The organism is Leyella stercorea (genome assembly GCF_021531355.1).
In the GTDB taxonomy this organism is placed as follows: Bacteria; Bacteroidota; Bacteroidia; order Bacteroidales; family Bacteroidaceae; genus Prevotella.
The window spans coordinates 118,805-137,465 of the sequence record NZ_JADYTS010000002.1 but is presented as its reverse complement, the minus strand read 5'-3'; the positions used below and the strand labels follow the sequence as shown (position 1 = coordinate 137,465).

The following is an 18,661-nucleotide window of genomic DNA, read 5'->3' as shown; positions in this document are numbered from 1 at the left end:
ATAATATAAATAAGGTGTATTATGGAAAGGAAATGCCTGTTTGAAGTATGCGCCAATGGCGTAGAGAGTTGTCTGGCGGCGCAGAAAGGCGGTGCCGACCGTGTGGAACTGTGCGCCGGAATACCCGAAGGCGGCACCACTCCGTCGTATGGCGAGATTAAGGTGGCGCGCCGATTGCTCACCTCTACACGCCTGCACGTGATAATCCGACCGCGCGGAGGCGATTTCCTCTACTCTCCACTCGAAGTGGAACGCATGGAGGAGGATATAAGAATATGTAAGCAACTGGGTGTTGACGGCGTAGTGATAGGCTGTCTGAATGCCGACGGATCGCTCGATATGGATGCCAACCGACGTCTGGTGGAGGCTGCTGAGGGCATGTCGGTGACATTCCACCGCGCTTTCGACCGCTGCAACAATCCTCACGAGACGCTCTGTCAGCTCATAAAGCTGGGCATCGACCGCGTGCTTACATCCGGACAGCAGCCCACTGCCGAGCAAGGCATACCGCTGCTCAAGGAGCTTAACGCCCTTGCCGACGACCGTATAACGATACTTGCAGGATGCGGAGTAAACGAGAGCAACATACGCAAGATACATGAGCTGACCGGCGTACACGAGTTTCACATCTCGGCACGCACAGCTGTAAAGAGCCGTATGCAATATATCAACCCTGATGTATATATGGGTACGAAAGATGCCGACGAAGGTACGCTGATGTACACGTCGGCAGAAAGAGTAAAGGCTACAATATCACAACTGTGATGTTGTAGCCTTTATCCTTTTATACAAAACCGTCAGTCTAATGCTTGCTACCGTTTGTTGTAGTAACCATTGCCTTCCACTTGAAGTAGCCCATTACCGCTATCACCACATACAGACCGTACAGTCCTGCCTTGAAGGGTATACCCTTTACTATATACAGATAGCAACATATTACATCTACGACTATCCAGAACGCCCATTGCTCTACGTATTTGCGTGCCAATGCCCACAAGCCGACGAAGCTAAGGGCATTGGTGAAGGCGTCAAGAGCCGGAACGGTGGAGTTGGTGAACTCGGTGAGCACGTAATATGTAGCCGCCCATGCCACTACGAGAAACACTCCGGCTGGCAGATACAGACGGCCCGGCATGTGGGTGATTGGCATTGCATCGCCCTGCTGCTGTCCACGCTTCTTGCCGAAACGCCACACAGCATAGCCGTATATTGCAGCAAGAGTGTAGTACACAGCCATACCGGCATCGCCATACAGTCCGTGACTCCAGTAGAGATAAACGTCGAGAGCCGGCATAATGATGCCCACCACCCACAGAGCTATGCTCGCACGATACTCAAGAATGAGATACACTATGCCGAGAACGGTAGTGAAGATGTCGAGTCCGTGCTCTATAATGAAATCAACCATCAGATTCTTAGAACTTCAGAGTGACGTGTGTCATGCATGTAAAGCCTGCCATCGGGATGTAGGCGATGGTAGATGTGCGCTTGCCCTCGTTATACCAGTCGTAGTAGACGTAGCCCGATGCAGCGTAATGGCGGTTGAAGATGTTGTTGAAGTCGATGCCCAGTGTCACCTGCTTCATTCCAAGCGCCTTCGAAACCTTGCTTGTGTAGTTGAAAGAGAGGTCGGTCTGCGAGTAGCTCGGGATTGAACGCTCCGAGCTTTCGGTGTTGTCAAGATACTGACGGCTCACGAAATTGGTGTGCCATGTAGCGCTGAATCCGCCGAAGTGTACGTCAACAAATCCGTTGAGGATGGCTGACGGCGAATATGAGAGGGGCGACTTGGCGTATGTATTGTGCACAGCCTCGGTGTCCCAAGCCTCAACCTCCTCGGTGAAGTTCTTCAGCTTGTTCTGGCTCAACGCAGCATTGCCCTCCAATGAGAGCCACTGCAGCGGGCTCCAACCTGCCGACAGCTCGGCACCAAGACGATAACTGTTCTTGATATTGCTTGTTATAGCCTCACCGATGTCGCTCTTTGCACCAGTCATTACAAACTGGTTGATGTATCGCATATAATAAAGGTTGGCGCTGGCATACCAGTTGGCGGCACGATACTGATAGCCAAGCTCTGTGTCAAACAGATGCTCGGGCTTCGGAAGCGCTGCACTGCTGTTGTCGGTGAAGTTGTTGCGCTCCGGCTCGCGATTGGCGTAGGCTACCGAAGCGTAAGCCTTGTGTCCGCCATGTGTATAACTAATGCCTGCCTTAGGATTATAGAACACATAAGTCTCGTCGATGTTGAGCTGCTGCTGTGTGTAGAACTTGCGTCCGTCCTTCTTTCCCTTGATGAACTTGTCGTTCACTCCGTCGGTGGTATAGTCAACGATGCGCATCTGCATATCGGCAAACGCATTCCAGCCCGAACCGAAATTGTATGCAGCCTTTACAAACCAGCTGTAGTCGTTCTTGTCGGCATCAGAGTCATAGTACTTGTACTTGCCACCATCCTTCAGATACTGGCGTTCCACTTCCTCATTAGCTATATATGTAAGGTAGCCCCAGTGGTTGCAACGGAAGAGCTGGGCGCTGAGTCCACCGGTCACATCCCAAGAGTCGTCACGATACGACACGTTGTAGAGGGCACCGTAGTTGTTCTGCGTAAGTCCCTTGCGGCGCACAGCCTCCGACTCAATCAGTTCGCCGTCGGCATCATAAACGTTCAGTCCGAACTTCTTGCCGAGAGCCGAAGCACGGCGGAACTCATTGTAGTAGCCGTAACCATAAGTGTAGTGTACGGTAGCGTTGTGGCTCCAATGCTCCGACGGTTGCCAAACAAAGTTGAGGATATTATGGTTCTGATAGAAGTTGTCGGTAGTCTGATTCCACTTGCGTCCGTCGCGGAAGTAGAACGACTTGGTAGAGAGACGACCGCCGTCGGTCGAAGGATATACAAGGTCTTCCATGAGCGAGTTGTATCGTCCCAGACCATAATTGTACATATCCTTATAGCTGTTGATACCATACGACGAGAGCGAGTTGCCTTCATAGTCACACGCTGCAACACCGTTCCATGCCTGACCGGTCTTCTCGAAGTTGCCGATGTTCTTGTAGCTCAACTTGAAGTTGCTGCCTATCCATGTCAATCCGCCGTAGTAAGAACCCGAACGTCCGCTTGTGCCATGTATATAGCCGTCGGTGTTGGTCTCATGATAGGCACCGTCGAAGATAAGGCTATTGCCGATGAGGTTGGTAGAGAAGTTGATGCCAGTGTTCCAAGTGTTGTACGAGCCGAACGAACCGGTCAGTTCAACGTACGGAACTGTAGAAGGAGCCTTAGTGGCAAGCGAAATGCTACCGCCAAAAGCACCGTCGCCATTGGTAGAAGTACCAATACCGCGCTGTATCTGGGCGCTGCCGAGAATAGAAGCGTAGCTGTTCATGTTAGCCCAGAACACCGTCTGGTCCTCGGGAGAGTTAAGTGGTACACCGTCGATAGTGATGTTTATACGGCTACCACCGGCACCACGCATACGCATATACGCTGCACCCGTGCCCATACCGTTCTCGCTCCATGCCAGCACACCGGGTGTACGGCTGAATAGAAACGGCATTTCCTTGCCTGAAGTGGCAAACTTCTGCAGCTCACCGCTCTTGATGTTGGCCACCGCAAAGGGGGCGTTCTTGGGTGCTCGCACACCCTTTACTACAACCTCATGAAGGTTCTGCACCTTCAAGGTGTCAAGTGTGGTCTGCGCCTGTGCCATCTGAGCAGATGCAACACATGCTGCAGCCATAGCTACACCGATTGTCTTTTTCATCTTTTTACCTGATTTTTTAACGTCATACGGCATAAAAGTTTTCCTGAAATCATCCGCAATGACTAATAATACATAAAAGGGGCTGCCTTTAATGCTAAACCTTTTCGCTACGCCGGTATTGTCCGGATCAGCTCTGAGGGTATAATCTCAGACGGAAATATTCCGCCACCCCTTGGTATGCACTTTGTATTCCGAGTACAAAGTTAACAATATTTCGCTAAACTGACAATAGTTTTGACGTTAATACAAATATCGTTTACACCGCGAAGCTTGTCAGTTTGCTATCTTATCAATAAAACATTGTGTCGTTTTAATATTTTATACCGTATTCATTTGTCAGTTTGCTACAATTTATTACCTTTGCAAAACGAAATTAAAAATACAACAAAATGAGTATAATAATAAAACCAGAACACTACCATGCCCTTCTTGATATGCACAAGACCGAACAGGGCATCAAACTCATAAAGGATTTTTTTCAGGAGAATCTTTCAACTGAGCTGCGCCTGCGCCGCGTCACAGCACCGCTGTTCGTGCTTCAAGGACTCGGCATCAACGACGATCTCAACGGTGTAGAGCGTCCCGTCACATTCCCAATCAAGGACCTCGGCGACCAGAAAGCGGAAGTTGTACACTCGCTTGCGAAGTGGAAGCGACTCACATTGGCTGAATATAACGTCAAGCCAGGATATGGTGTGTACACCGACATGAACGCCATCAGAGCCGACGAGGAACTCGACAATCTGCACTCATTGTACGTTGACCAGTGGGACTGGGAAGCCGTTGTCACCCGCGAGCAGCGCAACGTGGCATTCCTCAAGTCGATTGTGGAGCGCATCTATGCCGCCATTCGCCGCACGGAGTATCTGGTTTGCGAGACATACGAGAACATCAAGCCCTTCCTTCCCGAACAAATACACTTCATTCATAGCGAAGACTTGCTGCAAATGTACCCCGACCTCTCGCCGAAGGAGCGCGAGGACGCTATCTGCAAGAAATACGGAGCCGTATTTATAATAGGTATAGGCGGCAAACTGTCGAACGGCGAGAAGCACGACGGACGTGCTCCCGACTACGACGATTGGTCTACAGTAGCCGAGAACGGCAAGGAGGGCCTCAACGGCGACATTCTTATATGGTATCCTGTGCTCGAACGCTCGTTCGAACTTTCATCAATGGGCATACGTGTCGACAAAGAATCGTTGCTCCGCCAGCTCAAAATTGAGGGCAAAGAAGACCGTGAGCAACTGTATTTCCACCGCCGACTGCTTGCCGACGAGATGCCTCTGTCAATCGGCGGTGGTATAGGTCAGAGCCGTCTCTGTATGGTTCTGCTCCACAAGGCGCACATCGGTGAGATCCAGGCAAGCATCTGGCCCGAAGACATGCGCCGCGAATGCGCCAAGCTTGGTATGCCCTTAATCTAAGGAAAGGGCATACTCTCAGTCTGACGAAAGTCTCAGCGTACGCATGGCGTTCAATACCGCCAACACCATAACGCCAACATCGGCAAACACAGCCATCCACATAGTAGCCAAACCCACTGCGGCGAGCAACAGCACGAGCACTTTGACGCATATGGCAAACCATACGTTCTGCCGTGCTATGCCCAGTGTACGACGCGCTATGTGTATGGCTGTTACTATTTTCGAAGGTTTGTCGTCCATCAACACAACATCGGCAGCCTCAATGGCTGCATCCGAACCGAGCGCTCCCATCGCTACACCTACGTCGGCACGCGCCAATGCAGGCGCATCGTTTATGCCGTCGCCGACGAAAGCCAGCGTAGTGTTGTTCTTTTTCTTATCGAGCAATTGCTCGAGAATGCCGAGTTTGTCGGCAGGCAACAGCTGTGTGTGGCAATCATCAATGCCCACACGGCGAGCCACATCCTCTCCTACTTCCTTACGATCGCCCGTCAACATGACGGTATTACGAACGCCCATGGCGTGCAATCCGGCTATGGCGTCGGCTGCATCTTCCTTTATTCGGTCTGCCACAACGATATGTCCGGCATACTCACCGTCAATGGCTACATGCACCGTGGTGCCCACCAGATGACACTTATGCCACTCTGCGCCCACCGAATCCATCATGCGCTCGTTGCCAACGCACACCGTATGACCATTCACTATGGCACGTACGCCGTGTCCGGCTATCTCCTCAACATTCTCAACCTTACATCCGTCAGCCTCATTACCGAACGCCTGCTTCAGCGAAACGGCTATGGGGTGGGTGCTGTATCGCTCCACATGGGCTGCAAGATGAAGCAGATGTTCGGGCGATATCTTGTCGGGATGAATTGCCTCAACGCAGAATTCACCATGAGTGAGGGTTCCTGTCTTGTCGAACACTACGGTGTCGAGTTCTGACAGAGCGTCGATATAGCTTGCACCCTTTATCAATATGCCGTGGCGCGACGCTCCACCTATGCCGCCGAAGAACGACAGCGGAATGGAGATGACTAAAGCGCAGGGACATGAAACCACGAGGAATGTCAACGCACGGTAGAGCCACGTGGTGAGCGCTTCGACATAACCGCCGCAGAACATTGGCGGGACAAACGCCAGAACCAGTGCCACTATGACGACGATGGGCGTATAGACACGTGCAAAACGGGTGATGAAGGCTTCGCTCTTCGACTTCTTCTCCGAAGCATTCTCCACCATATTTATTATCTTAGAGGCTGTCGACTCGTCGAAACTCTTCTGCACCTTGACGGTCAGCACGCCCGATATGTTGACGCATCCCGACACAATCTGGTCGCCATTGCGTACATCGCGCGGCATACTCTCGCCCGTAAGTGCCACGGTATTGAGTGCCGACGTGCCGTCAACTATCTCGCCGTCGAGTGCAACACGCTCGCCCGGCTTCACAATGATGGTCTCGCCGACGGCTATTGTGTCCGGACTCACGGTCTGAATCTTGCCGTTGCGCAGCACATTGGCAGTGTCGGGGCGTATGTCCATTAGCGCACGTATGCTGCGGCGCGAGCGGTGTTCGGCATAATGCTCAAACAGTTCGCCCACCTGGAAGAACAGCATAACAAACACGGCTTCGGCAAACTGGGGTTCGGCTCCGGGCAGAAAACCTATACACATGGCTCCTACGGTAGCGACGAACATAAGGAAGTCCTCGTCGAAAACCTCGCCATGGCATATTCCTTCAAACGCCTCGCCCACAACATCGTAGCCCACTACCAAATAGGGCACAAGATAAATAAGGAGCATTTGCCACACTGGCAACTGCACCGAATGCCCTATTATGGCAGCGGCTGCGAGCAAAACGGCTCCAACAATGATTCTAATTAGCTTTACATTCATATCTGTTTGTTTTTATTGTTTCTGAATGCAAAGTTAAGAAATACCATGTGCAACACGGTTGCATAGTTGGGCCGCAAACAATAGCTTTTCTTTTTACTTCACTTCGGCAGCCACACTGCTGAAGTAAGGCACAAATCTAATGTCGCCGTCGATGACGTTGGCGGGTATGGTATAGGTGCCGTTGTTGAAGCGGTCGGCTGTAACTACGGTCTCTGTCCAGTCGCCCGGTGCGTTGCCGTCGATGTTTCTGCCGTGGCGTATTACGAGTTTGTTGAATCGGAATCCCGGTGCCGAAACTGCCTTTACGCTCAACGGCTCGCCACACTTGGCTGTACGGCCCGTCACAGCCGACCCGTCGGCAAGCAGGATGTCACCGTTGAGTCCGCCGCCAAGGTCGTCAACGCCTCGGCTAAGCTTCACGAGGTCGCCACGTTTGAAGACACGCGAGGTTGCAAATGCGCCTACGGTGAAGAACGGTTTTTCGTCGGCTGAGAGCACTATATCGTCGATGTAGGCAGCAAAGTCGGCTGTCAGATTGTGGGGCGAAGTAGCGTCGGGCACGATGAGCAGGTTGTGTATGGTCACGCCATTGGCTCCCGACACGGCAAACACGGCATCGTTCCAGTGTCCGGCAACGAGCGGTTGCGAGGCTGTCGACCAGAACTGCTCGGTCAGAGGCGACTGGTGCGGACGGTCGTCGCGGTTGCCCAGTCCGATGAGCATTGCTGGTCCGCCCTTGGGCGAGTATATCTTCACGTGCACGTATTGCACGGTCTTGGTCTGGGCGAAAGGTTCTTTAAGCCCTACGAGTGCGCCGAACGTGTTGCTGCCGAAGCGCGAGCGTTGCACGGCGAGGATATGGCGCGAGGGATTGGGGGCAAAACCGCGTACAGGGTCGGCATCGTTCAGGTGGTTCTGCACTACCTGTATGTTTCCCTCAACGGAGTTATTACGGAAGGGCGAATTCTCCCATGTGTCGTACACCTTTATCGAGCGGTAGGCATCAGCCGACTCAAAGTCGCACAGCTTGCGCTCGGTGTTCTGCGCCGATGCAGCCATAGGCAGTGCAAGCGCAGCTATGATTGTATATATCTTGAAGTTCATTGTTGTATGATTTTAGAGAGATTAGAATACCGACAGACTCTGAATCAGCGGACAAGCCTTGCTGTCGTTGATTGTAATGCGCATTGCCTTCACCTTATATCCGTCGCCCTCGTAGCTCTTGGCGGTAAATCCGTTGAGCGGAACGATGCGCTTGTAGCCTATCGTGGTGGTCTGGATGTTGGTGGCACGCGGCGTGAATGTGGTGCCGTCGTCGCTTGTCTCTATAGTGAACGAGCGCACACGCTGTCCGAGCTTGATGTGCTCCATCAGCTGAACGTATCGCACGGTGACTGCTTTGTCCCACTTCAGCGTGATGGTGGCGTGTGTTGTGGCGTCGTTCGTTGCCCAATAGGTGTTCTTGTTGCCGTCGGTGAGTCGGCGTACGGAATAGTCGGTGTGTGCACCGGGGGTGCGCTCCTCGCTCACACTGATTTTAGCCTTCAGCGCAAGGTCGTTGCCCAGTCGCGTCTTGAGCATGCGTCCGAGTTCAGCCATGCGTTGAGCGGTGGCTTGCGGAATAAGTCCATTGACGTCGGGGGGCAGATTGAGGATGAGCGTAGCGTTGCGTCCCACTGTCTCCAGATACATCTGGAAGAGCCGTTCGGCTGAAAGCACTTTCTCGTTCTTCTTCCAGAACCATCCGCCTGTGGTAGCCTTGGCGTCACTTTCGCCCGGATTCCATCGCCAGGCATCAGCATTGCCACTCTCGCCCGACCCCATTGCCCAGCAGGTTTCGCCTGCGTGGCCTGCTTCATTGCCTATCCAGCGCACTTCTCCGCCTACTCCCCACATCACAACGTTAGGAAGCAGCTTGTGAATGGAGTCGCGCAGGTTGGGAATGTCGTAGAATGTCTGTGCATTGTCAATCGTTCGGCGGCCCGTTGTACCCTTGCCGCCGTATGCTCCACCGTAATATCCGGCATGATCGCCACCCGTTGCACCGTCAAACCACATCTCAAACTGGTCGGAACCATATTGCGCCAGCTCTACACATTGAGGGAAAAACACCTTCTTTGCGTAGTTGTCGGTGTAGCGTCCCTGACTGTCTTTCTCGCCCCAATAGATGCTACTGAGGTCCCACGGCGACACGTAGAATCCGTATTTCATCTTCAGTTTGCGGGCAGCACGGGCAAAGTCGCGCGGAATATTTGTCTTGCGGGCTGTCTCAGTGGCTGAGTTCAAGACGCTGTGGTCGGTGGTCTTGGTGGGCCAAAGGCAGAATCCGTCGTGATGTTTCACCACGGCTATGCCGCCCTTCATGCCTGCCTGCTTTGCCACACGGAGCCATTGGGCAGGGTCGGGCACTCGTGTCGGGGCGAATGTGGATTCGTCTTCGGTGCCGTCGCCCCACTCCTTGCCGGTGTATGTGTCCATGCCGTAGTGGAAGAAGGCGTAAAACTCGGTTTCGTTCCACAGCATCTGTCTGCGGCTCGGAACGGGAAATACCGGACGTGGGGTGTTCTCAGGATTGGCAACATTGCATTGCTTCAACTGGAACTGGCTCTCTTTGGCCTGTCCGATGGCATCGTTTAGCAGTGGCGGAAGGCATAGAGCCATGAGTAAAAGTGAACTTAACTTCATGTTGTAATGGTTAGTTTATTGTTAGGAAGATGATTTTCTGAAGGCTTATTATTGCCTTGATACTAAAAATGGAGACTACGGCAGAAAACTTGCTGTAGTCTCCATTCATGTCTATACGTATTTCTGCGGAGCGTTACTTCACTGCGATGCACTCTACTTCAACAAGCGCATTCTTCGGAAGAGTCTTCACTGCAACGGCTGAACGTGCAGGGAAAGGCTGTGTGAAGAACTCAGAATATACCTCGTTCATTTCACCGAAGTTAGCCATATCGCTCAAGAATACTGTTGTCTTAACAACGTGTGCCAGGTCGGTACCAGCCTCCTTGAGGATGTTCTGGGCGTTGGTGAGCGACTGACGTGTCTGCTCCTTGATGCCACCCTCGGCGAAATTGCCTGTAGCAGGGTCGATAGGAAGCTGACCAGATGCGAATACCATGCCGTTAGCCTCAATAGCCTGTGAGTACGGACCGATTGCTGCAGGAGCGTTGTTTGTGTTAATTGCTTTGTTCATAGTGAATTGTTTTTATTATGTTAATGATTCAAGTGTCATTGTCTGAGCACCTCTCTTGCCTTCTCTATTATCGTGTCCTTGCCACGCAGAAGGTCGGTTTGCGAGAGCTGCACGTCGTAGTCGGGCGCTATACCGAACTCGGTGCTGTTGCCGTCCTTGTCGTACATGGGGCAAGCCGAGAAGCGTATGCTCCATCCTATGGGCAGTTCGCTGGAATAAGGCATTCCTGCTCCGCCACCAGTGCGGTCGCCTATCTGCACAACGTTAGGACAACAGCGCATGTACTTGACAAATTCGTTGGCGGCACTATACACAGAACGGTTGGTCAATATTGCCACGCGCTTCTGCCAGCGTATTCCCTTCGACGGCTTGAGGCGCTGCTCCTCCATCGACGAGAAGTCAGAATGGCCGCGTCCGGTCTTATGCTGCATGTAGCCGACAAGCAACGGGGTGTTGGTAAATCGTGCCGCCAACTGCTCTGCCGATGTAACGAGTCCGCCGCCATTGTCGCGGATGTCGATGATGAGAGCGTTGCACGGCATGAGATAATAGAGTATTTCGTCGAGATTGCCCTCGCCCATTGCCGTTGCAAACGACGTACAACGTATGTAGCCGATGTTGTCGTCGAGTATGCGATAACGCATGCCTGAGGCTATACGGTAGTCGGTGCCGAGATAGCGGTTGATAAGAGTATCGCTCAGATTTGAAGGATAGTTCTCGTGCCACGACCAGTTTCGTGCCACGTCCCATGACGAATACATATTGACATGACCGTCCTTCAACTCGCCGAGCATATTGCCCAACACCTCAAACAGCTGGCTGTCGGTCATATCATCGGCTATCTGGCGCGAGTATTTGTCGTAAACGGCGTTCCAATCGAGTCCGTACTGCTCCTTCTTATAGTCGAAGAAGCAGTAGTGTTCGTCTACAATCTTCCACAAAGCCTCAAAATTGCCACGCGGATTGTCGGCATATTCCTCCTCGTCTACGCACGAACCGAGCGAGAATATCGCAACGATTGCCATAACAATGTTGCAGAAAAGCTTTCTGTTTGTCATCTTGTTTTATTATAGCAGTTTTTCTACTTCTTCCATACTCAAGCCTGCACCTTGAGCAACCTGCGAAGTATTGAGTCCCATTGCAAGCAGACGTTTGGCTGTAGCTATCTTTTCTTCAGCCATTCCTGCAGCTCTGCCTTCTTCTCTGCCTTCCGCCATTCCTTTTTCTTTAGCAGCAATTTCTGCTGCCGCCATACAAGCCATATTGTCACGTGCTATCCAAAGGCTGTTTTCATAAGCCTCCCACTCTTTTTTCGTCAACCTGTGACTATCGGCATATTCTTCCAATTGCTTGAAAATCTCCTTTTGTGCCGTAAACGGCATTCTACTCAATGCTTCCATATGCTTTAAAACATAAATCCATTTATCAAAATCCGTATCACATTCATCCACCTTCTTTTCAAAAAGTGGAAGTACCAAGTAGATGAAGCGGAGCTTGTTTGACACAAGCTTACCACTGTCTTTATCTGCAAGAATGATGTCAGTTCTGAACTTGTCAAGTTCTTCATTCTCCGATTTATAGTTCATAAAACAGACTGTATATATTGGCAGGAATTTATATGCATCCTGCCTCTCCGTCTTGCCTTTGTCCACTTGTTCAAGCACACTCCTACAAGCATAGCAAATTGAGCGGTCGATAAAGTTCGGCTGCCATCGATTTTGCATTTCCAGAATGAAGCGTTCTCCTGTATCAGTTTCGCAATAAACATCGTAGATTATGCCTCTTTGATCTTTTGTTGAGGGTAATTCTTCCTTGTCTTTGAAAACAACGTTTTTCACTTGAAGTTCACCAACTAACAAATCATTAAGAAAGCTTATCAATAAGCCCTTGCTGAACTCCTGTCCGAAGAGTCGCTTGAATCCCCAGTCAGTAAAAGGATTGATATATTTTCCCATAGTGACGAGTTTTGATGTCCTATATGCAAAGTTATTGATTTTTCGTGAATAAACATAGGTCTGTCAAGTTTTTATTTCTCGTAAAATTAGACACATTCAATCAATATTGCCGTATAATTGTCATCTCCTTGTTTCTTACAAAGGAAATCATAAACGTCAAGTATCTCTTCCAAGGGTTTGTCATCCATCATCCTTGCTTGCAAAATGTCAGGAGCCATGCTTTTGTATAGTCCGTCTGAACAAAGCAAAATTCTGTCACCAGTCTGTAGCTTGATTTGTCGAATATCTGGCACAGCCACTTCGGGGCGGTAAGAGAAGAAGCACTTGGCAACAACCTCCCATCCGAAATCAAGACGGATATGGTCTTTTGTCTGATAAAGTAATCCATCACCAGGTCTTTGTACATAACAACGGCTATCACCAATATGTACAATGGTTGCCACATCGTTCTCAATACTTACCATGACCATGGTCGTACCCATCTCTGCATGATGTAGTTCAAATGACTTTTGGTCAATGGCACAACTCGCTTTCTTGCAAGCAAGTTTCACCTTTGAGTCACAATCTGGCGTACCAATGTATTTTTTCCAAAAGTCAGATATAGTATTGCATACAGTTTCACTGGCAGTTTCTCCAAAGGAATGACCGCCCATGCCATCACAGACTATTCCCATAAACCGGTTGTTTTGTGGCATATCAATGACCTTGTAAGCATCCTCATTGTTATGCTTTCTACCAGTCTTGCTTATTGTTGCATATCTTATCTTCATATTACGATTCTTTTTAGTTTATGATAATAAAGGGGTAAATATTTGTCACGCTTGTTGTTGTATATCACTTGTCAATATAATCATACCCCGCTATGAGCTTACGGTTGCCATGCTTGTCTTCCATATAGAACGCTATGTAATATTCACCACAGAAATCAGTATGTATGACATAGTCGTCTGAATAGTCGTCTGAAGGAAGCGGAGAAAGCTTTATCTCAATCTCCTCATCCTCTATTTCATAGACTGCATCCATCTTAAGCCCTTTAAGGTGGTCAGGCAAATTCTTCCGAACGAGGTTCAGAAAGTAAGCGCCAACATCAGTACAAATAACCAACCGCTTTTCTATCAAGACAGACGGATGTATGGCATACACAGGGCCACGAGCTCCTTCCTTATCACCATAACCCATCTCACGTACCAGGGGCTCTTTGGCTTGTTCTGAGATTCTAAGGTCATATTCCTCACGCATCTCCATCAGTATGCTGCAAAACTCCTTTGGAGTGAGGATGGTCTTGTAAATGTTTTCCTCGCCAGTAGTATGTGTCAGTGTGACACCTCGTGTTGACATCAATGCCGTGCGGAAACGCTCACTCTGCTCGAACATAGCCTTGTATGCCATGCGTACAAGCATCTGGTATTCATCGCTTTGGCGATTAATAGCCTGTCCCTTCCACCATACGATTTGGTCGGTCTGCCATGACGTGACGCTACGCTTACGGGCATTACCTCCTTTCATACTGCATATCTGACGTTGCTTATCCAAGTCTTGTTGCTTGAGGGACTGGAGAAATCCCTCCATACTGCCACATACCATTCCGTCGAAACGAAACCCATTGCTACACAGATTGCTCAATACTCCAGAAGGATAAAGCCCATTTGAACGTATATCCAACGTATTGGTCTCTGGATTGTACATATCCTGAGACTCATGTCCATTACGTGAGGTTGCATTATAATTCTCTTCCATATCTTCTTGTTCATAGTCAAATGAGTTATAAATTCCAATGTCGATTCTTCATGAACTCTTTGCATTTAGCACAAAAACTGTTTGTCTTTGCAAATGGATTTCCGCCATTACCGTTTTGCATCATGCAATTCGTATCATGGCAATGACGTAATCCTTGTGTATGACCTATTTCATGAAGCATCACACAGAATAATTGCCCATAACCTTTAGGACGGTATGAGGAGAATACCGCTATACCAGAGCCAATGCCACTTGCAAGTCCCATTATACCACTATGAGGTCGGTTACGGAAATTGTCCAATCCAATATCAGCTTGTGTCAGTCCAATAACTATTGTTGAATCAGACTTGAACGCTTTCAATTGCTCATTCAGCAAGTCGGCTCTATAGCGCACATGGTCTTTTCTTTTTGTTGTCAATGCTTTTTTGTCCAAAGCAATATTGCCTACATATTTACATTTGGGATAATGTGCTTTTAAAGAGTCAAACATTGCTTCACGCAAGTTTGTTGATACATTTCCCAATGTATACAAACAGACTGTCGGTACAGTTTTAGATACCTCTATATTCGTTGTTACGTGTTGAGCACCTGCTTTGTTTTTCCGATTGCAACCAAACAAGCAGATGGTGAGACACACACAACATAGAAGAAAGCCTTTCTTAATAATCATTCTATAATCCATATACATACATTTTTATTTGTTGTAGTAATTCTCCCATCTGTAATCACCACTGTCAACATTCATGTCCTCATGATACATTTCCATGTTAGGAACATCCATGACAGAAGTTGATAGAGTTTTCAATGTTTTGGTTTTATAATCAATAGTTTCATATATAACCTTTACCTTGTTGTTGGACGGAAAGGAATATGTTTCCTTTTTCAACACCGTGCCATACTTGCTGATTTCCTGTATGTACGCCAACAGCCCATCTTTATACGCACGTTGATGCTTGCTGCCATCCTCCCATGTAACAGAATAGACATTCAAGTCACCTGTTCTTACTGGTATGAAGACAAGGTCTTTATCATCTGGCTCTATACATGAATCATGATGCCATACAGTTTTGACTATGCGCCCATTCCGATAATCCGACTCCACAGATGGAATAAAGTCGGCATATCGGCATACCTTATAATTGAGCCAATCTTTTCCTTTTGGTTCCATCTTTACATGAAAGATATAAAAACCGCCATGCAAGTCGCTTTGCCAAAAACTCAGACAAGGTTTTACTGCAACGGTCAACTTATACCCACTTGGCGCAACTATGCTATCATTGCCATATACGATATAGGCTTTTAGCGCATCACCATCTTTATCGTATTCAATGTTGGTCTGTTGGAATTTTGCAGTGTCAGGATGTTCATAATCCATATTTGCTATCATCTGACGAAAGCCAAGATACCCTTCCTTTGTTCTTTCATAGCTTGCACTGTCAGAATCCAAGCCTTCAAAGATTTCACTCTTGTATTGGAGAAGATGAGCCAACCGTCCTTCATCATCATAATCATACACAAGAGTTTGTGCATAACATTCTGATGCTCTTGCCACTGTTGCTATCGTTCGTCCCTTGTTATCAAAGAACTCCGTCAGACTGTTCTGCGGTGCATATTGCAAACGATGTACCGCATACGACCCATCAGAAAATCTAACGGAGTCATACTCTATAAATCCGCAAGGCATCATCAAGGAGTCTTCCTTGTTGGTATTGTCAGATATACTTTGCAATTGCTTGAAATAGGCAATGCTTATATCTTCTTTATTACAAGAAGTAACCAATAACAGTACCAGGCCTAATATAAAAAAACAGCTATCTATCATCTTACCCTTATTCCTTTGCCGTTCAGAATCTCACCTCTAATGTCATCCATTTTACACAAATACAAATCGTAACCAATGGCTGTAATGTCGCTATATATTGGCGGAGTAATAACCTTGCCGTTTAGTGACATCAACCCATACCAACCAGGTGCTGCTTCATATTTTTTGCAAATCTCATCAGTATCATACAATAATCTGTCAACATTACTAATCAAGAAATCGTCAACCAACTCACCTTTCAAATTGTATTTGCGAAGAGTGTGGTCTTTCATTGTTGCTGTAATGTTACCACCTGACACCCAAAAGTCTGCTTCCATAAAAGGCAATATTGGTTTCAGATTTTCAGCAAGAACACTCTGCTTGTCTCCGTTGCTTACAATGAAGAAAGAATCCTTGGGATAAATAGCATCATATTCAGCCTTCAACATCCAGTTTCCCTTTTTGTCAATCAATCCAAATTTGTCGCGCTTGTTGTTGTGTATCACGCAATACCCATTGTGGAATACATATCCTTCTGCACCAGTGATATATGGTATGTTCAGGTCGATAACCACATTGCCTTTGGCATCAATGAATTTTATCATTCCGTTGTCATCTACTGAAGCCAAGCCCTCAGAGAAAACCCATGCGTGCTTGTACTGAGGCTTAATGGCAATTTCTCCTGTCAGCATATTGAAGTAACCACGTGCATCTCCATTACTATAGCATACAAGTGAGTCATCACCCCATGGCTTCGAAATCCAATGGATGCCCTTGACGGTCTTTTTACCATCACGAGTCTCCACATATCCATCAGTCTCATAACTACGACTATAGTAAGTGGCATTTCGTGACAGATACTGCGAGTCATAGTAGGAGTCATCAAAATATTTCGCAGCATTCACTTTCTTGCAAACAAATTGGTATAGCGCATTAGCTCCAGCACAGGCAAACACAAACATGAGGAAAGCAAAGCATCCTCCAACAACACGTCGGATAAACTTGCCATACTTCGACTCATCCTTCATACCCAGTATCACGGTGAACCATTCAGCTGTAGCAGCAATGATACCTGTCAGCCCTTTCCAAAATAAAATAATTGCTCTTTTCATATGCCCCTTATTATTAGTTTTCGTTTATATTGTCCATTATAAATAATTGTAACCTTTACCTTGTTGTTGGACGGAAAGGAATATGTTTCCTTTTTCAACACCGTGCCATACTTGCTGTAATCTTCATATTCCTCTTTTTTTGATGGTTAATGATAATAAGGAGGTAAATGTAACCCCTTATCTATCTGTAACGTAGCTTTTTCTCTTATATTATTCTTGATATTTTCATTTTTACCACTTGATGAATCTTTGCAACTTTGGTTTCAAGTCCTCATGCTTGGAATAATCGAACATCAAACATTTATTAGCTTCCTTAAAAGGTATAACTGCATGGTATTCGCCTGCAGCAAAGCAATCAATCTGATAAGGATGATATGTCAAGACTATGCCTTCTGGCAGTACGGCAAAGTGAGTCAAAGGAAAATCCTTCTCGGTAAATGCCTTTTCGTTGTAACCATTCCATCCCGCCCAATCATCGCAAGAATAATTATGTACAAGTAATGACCGCATTACATCGTCCATACCGCTTGTATCAATCATTGGACAATGGAAAGAGAAAATGCTATGCGTGAAATCCTCCCATGAATTTTCACATTCATAACAGAAATCGTATTCTTTCTTCAAGCTCTCCAATGCTAAATGCCGAAACTGTTGTACCATCGCAGGTTTCACGGAATTGTTGACATCCAACAATCCGCCTCTTCGTTTGTCATATGTGATGTAATACTCACGAGGCAAATCATGAAGTCCTCCATTGTAAAGGCTTGCCCAATAATAGTATGTGGTATAGTCTTCACAGTCAACCACTTTCTTCACTCTTATATTGCAGGTCATTCTAAGCTCCAACGTATCTTCTATTTGATACTCTGCCCGACAAAGTTTCTCCCACAACACACCATATTCATCCAAAGAAAGCTGTAAATCCTTTAACGATGTACACTTCCCAACAGGAATGTCCCGATTGTTTTCCAACTGATAAAACGCATCGTCTCTAATAGCAGCCATCATCCATTCCCGAATAGCCTTGTCAGACTCAGCATCACCTTTCGGTATATCCAAATCAACACTAAATCCTGCTTCCATCCGTTCGTACTTGCTCCTCGGCTTGATATAATAGTTCTTTGCCAATCTTTCTGTTGTCGTATCGGGAGCATCACTCTTTTTCTTTGCGTTGTATAAGTCACCGAATGAAACATCTTTTGTTTGCGCCCCTGCCACCAAAGTTATCATACCTTCTTTCTTGGGTTTGCGATAAAACACATCATCTTGGAGTCCAACACATTTTCCATCAGAGAAGCAAATCGTATCAGAACTTGCGAAAAGGTGTAAGCTTTTCCACTGACCAAGATAATAAAGTCCAGACGCACTGCATGGAGATGAGAACAATATCTTTCTATCCTTGATGTCATAAACATCATTATCGTCAATGCTCACATAGTTGACGGTATTGTCAATAGAAGTGATACTTGTTGCTCCAATTTGAGGATAATAGAAGCCATTACGTTCATACTTTAGAAGGTAGCATGGTGTCTTTTCATCGGAATGTTCATAGTTCCAAACGATAAACAGACTGTCACCAATTCGTTCTTGAATAGTGAACGTATCACCATCCAAGACAAGGGTGTCTTCGTCAATGACTTCCCCTTTTAATCCGACTCCCATACGCAAACCATGACAGCCAGTAAGAACTGCAAGCATAAGGAATATAAACAGTAGTTTTTTCATAGTGTAATATCATCCGTTACTTTCATATCATCGTATTTCGTAATA

The 18,661-nt window shown here is 47.5% G+C and carries 16 protein-coding genes; 2 read left to right on the top strand and 14 right to left on the bottom strand.

All coding sequences use genetic code 11. The features are described 5' to 3' along the window. Positions 1–21 precede the first annotated feature (21 nt). Positions 22–765 (top strand): copper homeostasis protein CutC, encoded by a 744-nt coding sequence (locus tag I6E38_RS01320; protein ID WP_235392291.1) that lies wholly within the window; start codon positions 22–24, stop codon positions 763–765. Between the two features lie 37 nt (positions 766–802). Here I6E38_RS01320 and pnuC read toward each other — a convergent pair whose 3' ends face one another. Next, positions 803–1,408: a nicotinamide riboside transporter PnuC gene (pnuC, locus tag I6E38_RS01315; protein ID WP_235392290.1), complete on the bottom strand. Its 606-nt coding sequence runs from the start codon at positions 1,406–1,408 to the stop codon at positions 803–805. A gap of 7 nt (positions 1,409–1,415) precedes the next feature. Further along, on the bottom strand, positions 1,416–3,767 hold the full coding sequence (locus tag I6E38_RS01310) for a TonB-dependent receptor (RefSeq protein WP_235392289.1): 2,352 nt from the start codon (positions 3,765–3,767) through the stop codon (positions 1,416–1,418). A gap of 389 nt (positions 3,768–4,156) precedes the next feature. On the opposite strand from I6E38_RS01310, the gene asnA reads away from it, so the two are divergent. Further along, positions 4,157–5,194 carry an aspartate--ammonia ligase gene (asnA, locus tag I6E38_RS01305; protein ID WP_235392288.1) on the top strand — a complete coding sequence of 346 codons (1,038 nt, stop codon included), beginning with the start codon at positions 4,157–4,159 and terminating at the stop codon, positions 5,192–5,194. A gap of 15 nt (positions 5,195–5,209) precedes the next feature. Here asnA and I6E38_RS01300 read toward each other — a convergent pair whose 3' ends face one another. The 12 genes from I6E38_RS01300 to I6E38_RS01245 all read right to left on the bottom strand — a co-directional run bounded on the left by I6E38_RS01300 (position 5,210) and on the right by I6E38_RS01245 (position 18,616). Further along, positions 5,210–7,090 carry a heavy metal translocating P-type ATPase gene (locus I6E38_RS01300; protein WP_235392287.1) on the bottom strand — a complete coding sequence of 627 codons (1,881 nt, stop codon included), beginning with the start codon at positions 7,088–7,090 and terminating at the stop codon, positions 5,210–5,212. A 93-nt stretch (positions 7,091–7,183) separates the two neighbouring features. Beyond that, the gene (locus tag I6E38_RS01295; RefSeq protein ID WP_235392286.1) at positions 7,184–8,194 is read right to left on the bottom strand and encodes a hypothetical protein; all 1,011 of its coding nucleotides are present in this window, start codon (positions 8,192–8,194) and stop codon (positions 7,184–7,186) included. Between the two features lie 21 nt (positions 8,195–8,215). Continuing rightward, positions 8,216–9,775 carry an alpha-L-fucosidase gene (locus I6E38_RS01290; protein ID WP_235392285.1) on the bottom strand — a complete coding sequence of 520 codons (1,560 nt, stop codon included), beginning with the start codon at positions 9,773–9,775 and terminating at the stop codon, positions 8,216–8,218. Positions 9,776–9,908: 133 nt separating this feature from the next. Further along, entirely contained in the window at positions 9,909–10,286 is a 378-nt protein-coding gene (locus I6E38_RS01285) for a RidA family protein (protein ID WP_235392284.1), read from the bottom strand. A gap of 35 nt (positions 10,287–10,321) precedes the next feature. Then, entirely contained in the window at positions 10,322–11,344 is a 1,023-nt protein-coding gene (locus I6E38_RS01280; RefSeq protein WP_407936632.1) for a S41 family peptidase, read from the bottom strand. A 9-nt stretch (positions 11,345–11,353) separates the two neighbouring features. Further along, positions 11,354–12,241 carry an Rpn family recombination-promoting nuclease/putative transposase gene (locus tag I6E38_RS01275; RefSeq protein ID WP_235392283.1) on the bottom strand — a complete coding sequence of 296 codons (888 nt, stop codon included), beginning with the start codon at positions 12,239–12,241 and terminating at the stop codon, positions 11,354–11,356. Between the two features lie 86 nt (positions 12,242–12,327). Further along, a complete protein-coding gene (locus tag I6E38_RS01270) occupies positions 12,328–13,011 on the bottom strand; it encodes a PP2C family protein-serine/threonine phosphatase (RefSeq protein WP_235392282.1) in 684 nt (227 codons plus the stop codon). 64 nt (positions 13,012–13,075) lie between these two features. Continuing rightward, a complete protein-coding gene (locus I6E38_RS01265) occupies positions 13,076–13,978 on the bottom strand; it encodes an NADAR family protein (protein WP_235392281.1) in 903 nt (300 codons plus the stop codon). A 25-nt stretch (positions 13,979–14,003) separates the two neighbouring features. Continuing rightward, on the bottom strand, positions 14,004–14,660 hold the full coding sequence (locus tag I6E38_RS01260; RefSeq protein WP_235392280.1) for a matrixin family metalloprotease: 657 nt from the start codon (positions 14,658–14,660) through the stop codon (positions 14,004–14,006). A 12-nt stretch (positions 14,661–14,672) separates the two neighbouring features. Then, complete coding sequence (locus tag I6E38_RS01255; RefSeq protein ID WP_235392279.1) at positions 14,673–15,800, bottom strand: hypothetical protein; 1,128 nt, start codon at positions 15,798–15,800, stop codon at positions 14,673–14,675. Then, on the bottom strand, positions 15,797–16,891 hold the full coding sequence (locus I6E38_RS01250; protein ID WP_235392278.1) for a WG repeat-containing protein: 1,095 nt from the start codon (positions 16,889–16,891) through the stop codon (positions 15,797–15,799). Before I6E38_RS01250 ends, I6E38_RS01255 begins: the two co-directional genes overlap by 4 nt. Before the next feature lie 231 nt (positions 16,892–17,122). Next, positions 17,123–18,616: a DUF3298 domain-containing protein gene (locus I6E38_RS01245; protein WP_235392277.1), complete on the bottom strand. Its 1,494-nt coding sequence runs from the start codon at positions 18,614–18,616 to the stop codon at positions 17,123–17,125. Between the last annotated feature and the right edge of the window lie 45 nt (positions 18,617–18,661).